This window comes from Tamilnaduibacter salinus (assembly GCF_003096655.1).
Classification (GTDB): Bacteria; Pseudomonadota; Gammaproteobacteria; order Pseudomonadales; family Oleiphilaceae; genus Tamilnaduibacter; species Tamilnaduibacter salinus.
Map to the genome: position 1 here is coordinate 1 of NZ_QEKQ01000015.1, position 6,050 is coordinate 6,050.

The following is a 6,050-nucleotide window of genomic DNA, read 5'->3' on the forward strand; positions in this document are numbered from 1 at the left end:
GACCAGCAGCAGATCTACGTCCACGCCCAGAAGGATCTGGACCTGCTCACTGAAAACGACCGTACGGAGGTGGTCAAGAACAACCAGCACCTGACCGTGCACACCGACCGTGTCCAGCAGGTCAAAGGTAACGACCATCGAACTGTGGACGGGGAAACACGGGAGAAGATCGGCGGCGATCACAGCCTCACCGTCGGCGGCAGCCATCACAGCCACCAGGGCAAGGGGCAGCTCATCGAAGCCGGCCAGGAAATCCACCACAAGGCGGGCATGAAGGTTGTGATCGAAGCCGGCGCCGAAGTCACCCTGGCTGCCGGCGGCAGCTTCGTCAAAGTCGACCCCAGCGGCGTCTCGGTCTCCGGGCCGATGGTCAAGATGAACTCCGGCGGCGCACCCGGTTCCGGCAGTGGCGTCTCGGCGCAAAGCCCCGGGAGCCCACAGGGCGTCACCGCCAAAGGCGGCAAGGTCGAGCCCGAGGCCCTCGCCACCACCGACCAGCGACCCAAAGGCGATCCCTCGGCCACCATCGACCGCCTCAAAGCGGCCGCCGCGACCGGGGCGGTCAGTGCGTCGGCGTGCAGTCAGGATGAAAACGGACACTGCACGGTGCACGATCACGGATCGGGAGGCCAGTCTGGTTCGGGTGGAGCAGCCTCAGCAACGCCCTCCGCCGCCCAAACGGCCAAGAACCAGAAGAGTACCCAAAACCGAACCTTGCGCATTGGTGTTTTCTTTGATGGCACCAGTTGCAATATGGAAACGGATCGTCAGCGGGATGATCGAGACGTTACCAACATCGCTAAGCTGTACGATCTCTATCAAGAGCGAGAGGGAATAACCAGAATTTATCAACCCGGGCCTGGAGCAATTCCCGAGTCTTCGGTGAACAATAACACCGAAGCTGATACGAGCGTGGTTGGGTTAGCGTTTGGGATCGGCCCGGAGGGAGGACATACCCGGATTAAGCAGGCATTAGCTGGTATTCGTCGCGTGCTAGCTGCAAGCGAGTACAAGAACATCGTTTTCGACATCTTTGGTTTCAGCCGCGGCGCAGCGCTAGCTCGCCATTTCGTGAACCTCGTCCAGCAATGGCCCCAGAACATCCTATTGCCCAGGTATGACTGGGACTTCTGGGTACCTCCGCTCCCCGGGAACGGACTGGAATGGGTCGAAGCTTTTCCACAGCAGGCCACCGGCTCCGTTGGTTTTGTTGGTCTTTTTGATACCGTCGGTAGCTTCTATCTCCCCGGGAATAATGCCAACCTCGACTTTAACCTGAATCTGGCGACGGGCAGTGCCGAGACAGTTTTCCAAATCAGTGCGCACCACGAGATTAGAGAGAACTTCCCATTATCCAGTCTGAGAGATGAGTCCGGACGCTTACCGGTCACCATGCAACAATCGGCATTCCCAGGCGTTCATGCCGACATTGGGGGCGGCTACGAAAACCCAACTGGAACAATGAACCACGAGATTTTCCACGTGGAGACATGGGCCGGTTTGGGAGCCAATGGACGTACAATCAGGGACGCTCAACAGAAAGTGAAAGAATGGAACGAGAATGACCCCAGAAACCTCCAGATGCGTGTCGAGGGAATCGATGTGATCGTGGAAGAGCGTCGGCCTACTCGAAAGGAACTGTCCATTCATGTGTTGCACGCCATGCACGAGGCAGCCTCAACCGCCGGGGTGCCCCTTGATGGGCTGGACCCAAGCAACCCCAACCATCAGATTCCCGATCAACTCAAGCAGGCGTTGACCCAATGGGAAGCCGCTGGCGGCTCACTGGATGCCGCAGAACAATATCTATCCAGCTACGTTCACACCTCGGCAAGGAGCGGAAGCATAGCTCATGCTCCAGAGCCCTCGGGAGAGCGGACCATTTTTGCGAATGCGCCTACCAAGGCGATCACCGGTTAAGGAACTTCCAGTGCAATATAAAGCTATCGCTTGTTGTACATTTTTACTCATTCATACACTTCTCGTTGGTTGTAAAACCGAACCGGAGCAGTTTCGATTCTCGGTGGTAACCTCTGGGGGGCCCAAAGGCTGGCCCATTTGGATTGAAAACCTCACTTTCGATAACCGTTGGGGAGTACCGGCAGGCTCCCACGAGTCCGGTTTCGGAAAACAGCCACCACGAGGAGGCACGGTTGGCCTGGGCGATTCTGTTGTAGCTCCCAAGTCACTTCAGGCTCGTTGGTTCTCTTATCGCACCCAAACCTATTACAAAATTGATTTAACTCTACCAGACAGCATGGAAGACAAACTCAAAGCCTGGTATGAAAAATATCCGGTTTCGGAGTACCAACACTATCTGGTAACCGCTTTTTCCGGCAAAGGGGAGGTTCAGGTCTGGTGGCATGCGTGGTGCAGCCAATGTGATCTTTATGATGACAGCGAGGATTTTAGTACCCCAATCATCAAAGCGGCCCGAGGCAAAACTTACGAGCCGGAAGTTATTGGTCATAAAGCGCAAACAAAAGAGTTGGTGGAGCGTGGCGTCATTCCCTCACCCTGGGAAGACAAAGCATCCCAATGATGCGGAATTCAATTTTAGAGGATGAGTAAGTTTGTCTTCTGAATTGGCGATGTTTATTGGCATCGGCGGTTTCGGCATTAGCTCATTAAGCATTTTGGTGCTTCTGACGATCAGTTTTCCGAAATTGCGTCAGATAGAGGACCTTATCGCAGGGCCGGAACGTTCAATCATGACAATCAGGGCCGTATGGGGAGAAGGGCCCTACGGTCGGTTAAACCGCAGTTGTCACATTGTGCTATTCCTCTTGCTACGCCACATCCCTCTCAGACACTTTCAGAGAACAGCCGCTAACATCGGAAATCCAGATGCCAAGATGCCTGTTTCGCTGCATCTCTGGGCGATTGTTCCGCCAACCGGAATGTTTATAGGTTTTATTACAGCGTGCATCGCCAATCAATTCCTCAATCCAGCCTGAATCAAGAGGGGCCAGCGGCCTTGATGAATTCTCACTTTTGACGGTCTCCGGGGTTCACCGGATGATTACGAACCAGGATCCGACGGGCACTCCACCTGAAAACAAACATCAACGTTATGAACTGCAAAACATTAACACCAGTCAGCACCCCGACAATTGGCCAAACCGGGAGTCCTGCGAAGATGCCCAGAAAATTCTGAAGGCCATGGACTCCCTCTTCGAGGTTCAGGTAGACGAGGAAGAACACCGCCGAGACAATCCAGACGGCAAGGATCGACCCGGCCGACAAAACAGTCGCTTCTTTCCAGGTTGGCACTCGACGCTGAATGTTCACGTACGACATAACTCCGCCATACGCAGCTGCCATGACATAGCCGAACTGCGCCATCGGAGGAATGGTGATACTGAATAAACTCTGGGCCGCGAGGTGGCAGAACTGGATGGCGGCATAGAGGGCCGCAACAACGAGAATCGTCCTTGTGATCATGGTTTGCGTCCTTGCTTGCTTATGGCTGACCGTTGAGCAAACATCCTTTTACCTAGGCAGCCTTCCCGTTTTGAGCGGGTATGCTATCGTCCCAACCCACGAAATCCAACCGATAGCTCAGGTCTCCTTGGCCAGGGAAGAAAACGCCAAAGGGACTGACGACAATGCAGTAGTGATAAGGACATGCCATGCACCAGGGACCCGGTCAACTTCTCCGCCAACGCCGCTTTGGCCCGTTCTTCGCCACCCAGTTTCTGGGGGCGTTCAACGACAATGTGTTCAAGAATGCGCTGATTATTCTCGTCACGTTCCAGGGGCTGCGAAGCGCCGGAATGGACTCGGATTTTTTGGTGAACCTCTGCGCCGGGCTGTTCATACTGCCGTTCTTTCTGTTTTCGGCAACGGCGGGGCAGATTGCGGACAAGTTCGAGAAGTCGCAGCTGATCCGGATTATCAAGGCGCTGGAAGTCGGCCTGATGGGACTGGCCGTGGCGGGATTCTGGCTGGACAGCCCCCTGTTCCTGATCGGTGTGCTGTTCCTGATGGGCGTTCAGTCCACCTTCTTCGGGCCGATCAAGTACGGCATCCTGCCCCAGCACCTTCGGGAGAAGGAGTTGATTGGCGGGAACGCGCTCGTCGAGATGGGAACCTTCCTCGCCATCCTTCTCGGCATCATCGCTGGCAGCAAGCTGATCAGTCTGGACGGTGGCGCGATCTGGGTCAGCACCACGCTGATGGGTGTGGGTCTGCTTGGGCTCCTGTTCAGTTGGAAGATTCCCACCGCCACGCCCTCTGATCCGGGACTGCGTCTGCACTGGAATCCGTTCAAGGAGACCTGGCGGACCATCGGCTACGCGCGGGAAGTGGACTCGGTGTTCAAGTCCGTTCTGGGTATTTCCTGGTTCTGGTTTTTCGGGACAACACTGTTGACCCAGCTGCCGAACTTCAGCCGTGAAGTGCTGTTCGTGAATGAAGACGTCTACATCGCGCTGCTGGCGATGTTCTCGGTGGGCGTCGGGCTGGGCTCCATGCTGTGTGAACGGTTGTCCGGGGACGTCGTCGAGATCGGGCTGGTGCCGATTGGCTCGTTCCTGCTGACGGTGTTCTGTGCCGACCTCTATTTCGCCAGTGATTTTCCCGCCCGCGACACGCTGATGGGCTGGTCGGCTTTCTGGGCACAGCACGGCAGTGGCCGGGTCCTGATGGATGTGACCCTGATTGGCGTCAGCGGCGGTTTCTTCATCGTGCCGCTCTATGCCCTGGTGCAGCAGCGCAGCCATCCGGAACGGCGATCACGCGTCATCGCCGGCAACAACATTCTCAACGCGCTCGCCATGGTGCTGTCCTCCATCATGGCGGTCGTCCTTCTCTCGGCCGGCGTCACCATCCTGGAACTGTTCCTGCTCACCGCTGTTCTCAACGCACTGGTGGCGGTCTATATCTACACGCTGGTGCCGGAATTCATGATGCGGTGTCTGGTATGGCTGATCGTCAACACGCTCTACCGTGTGCGCAAGGAAAACCTGGAGCGCATCCCCCGCACGGGCGCCGCATTGATCGTGTGCAATCACGTGAGTTTCGTCGATGCGCTCGTCGTGGCGGCCTGCACTCGCCGACCCGTGCGATTCGTCATGGATCACCGCATTTTCCAGGTGCCGGTACTGAGCTTTATTTTCCGCACCGCCCGTGCGATTCCGATCGCCGGAAAAAAAGACGATCCGGACACCATGGAGCGGGCCTTCGATACGATCGACGAGGCGCTGAGTCAGGGAGAACTGGTCTGTATTTTTCCCGAGGGCCGGCTGACCACGGATGGCGAAGTCGATGAATTTCGCCCCGGCGTGGAACGCATCCTTGATCGCAACCCGGTCCCGGTCATTCCCATGGCTTTGCAGGGGCTCTGGGGCAGCTTCTTCAGCCGGGTCGACGGTCCGCCGATGCGCCGGCCATTCCGCCGGGTCTGGTCCCGGATTGGCTTGGTCGTGGGTACGTCGATCGTCGCCGGTGAAGCCACGGCAAAACGTATGCGTGATGAGGTGGTGATGCTTCGTGACGGATAGCGTGACCACGGGTGAAAACCGACTCCCGACATGCCTAACAAAAGACAGCGGGTCACCATTCCAGGGAAGGTATGATGGGACTGCGTGATAACCTGTTCCGATAACCTATCACAACGGGAACCGACATGGACGCGTTATTCCTGCTGCTTCCGGACGTTCATCTTCTCGATCTGGCTGGCCCCGTGCAGGCAATCCACTAAAGCAACGAGCTGCACGGCGACTTTTTCCGGCTTCACTTTGTGAGCCTCGGTCAATCGGTCAACTGCTGGCAGGGACCGTCCATCGGTGAGCTTGAAGGACTGCCCGAAACCATCGCACTCGACACCCTGGTTTTCGTCTGCGGCATGAAACTGACGCCTCAGGTCATGGCAACCGCCCGGAACCCGGCGCTGGTCCAGTGGCTCAAACGGGCCAGCAGCCCCAGGCGCTGGAAGAAGAGGGCGGCACGGAACCGACCACCTACCACAACGCCTTCACCGCCGTGCCCGGCGACACCCCCTGGCGACCGACTCCACCGCACCGCCCAATCATGGATGGGCCGCAGAT

General features: G+C 57.0%; 6 protein-coding genes. 4 read left to right on the forward strand and 2 right to left on the reverse strand.

The window, feature by feature from the left end:
* From C8D92_RS15450 to C8D92_RS15460, 3 genes are all read left to right on the forward strand, one after another.
* On the forward strand, window positions 1-1,920 hold a 1,920-nt coding region (locus tag C8D92_RS15450; protein ID WP_207775201.1), incomplete at its 5' end, for a T6SS phospholipase effector Tle1-like catalytic domain-containing protein.
* A gap of 10 nt (window positions 1,921-1,930) precedes the next feature.
* Window positions 1,931-2,542 (forward strand): DUF2931 family protein, encoded by a 612-nt coding sequence (locus C8D92_RS15455; RefSeq protein ID WP_165819297.1) that lies wholly within the window; start codon window positions 1,931-1,933, stop codon window positions 2,540-2,542.
* A 31-nt stretch (window positions 2,543-2,573) separates the two neighbouring features.
* Window positions 2,574-2,957, forward strand: coding sequence for a hypothetical protein (locus C8D92_RS15460; RefSeq protein ID WP_133243141.1), 384 nt, complete (start codon window positions 2,574-2,576; stop codon window positions 2,955-2,957).
* 31 nt (window positions 2,958-2,988) lie between these two features.
* Here the strand turns inward: C8D92_RS15460 and C8D92_RS15465 are convergent, their stop codons facing one another.
* Entirely contained in the window at window positions 2,989-3,444 is a 456-nt protein-coding gene (locus C8D92_RS15465; RefSeq protein WP_116919937.1) for an ABZJ_00895 family protein, read from the reverse strand.
* Between the two features lie 188 nt (window positions 3,445-3,632).
* Between C8D92_RS15465 and C8D92_RS15470 the strand changes: the two genes are divergently transcribed.
* Window positions 3,633-5,504, forward strand: coding sequence for an MFS transporter (locus C8D92_RS15470; protein WP_116919938.1), 1,872 nt, complete (start codon window positions 3,633-3,635; stop codon window positions 5,502-5,504).
* Window positions 5,505-5,862: 358 nt separating this feature from the next.
* Here C8D92_RS15470 and C8D92_RS15735 read toward each other — a convergent pair.
* A partial coding sequence (locus tag C8D92_RS15735) for a hypothetical protein (protein WP_207775202.1) occupies window positions 5,863-6,050 on the reverse strand: 188 nt, incomplete at its 5' end.

What these genes read in the sequence shown, in the direction of transcription:
- C8D92_RS15465 (WP_116919937.1), bottom strand. Translation starts at nt 3,444, where the DNA reads ATGATCACAAGGACGATTCTCGTTGTTGCGGCCCTCTATGCCGCCATC.
- C8D92_RS15470 (WP_116919938.1), top strand. Translation starts at nt 3,633, where the DNA reads ATGCACCAGGGACCCGGTCAACTTCTCCGCCAACGCCGCTTTGGCCCG.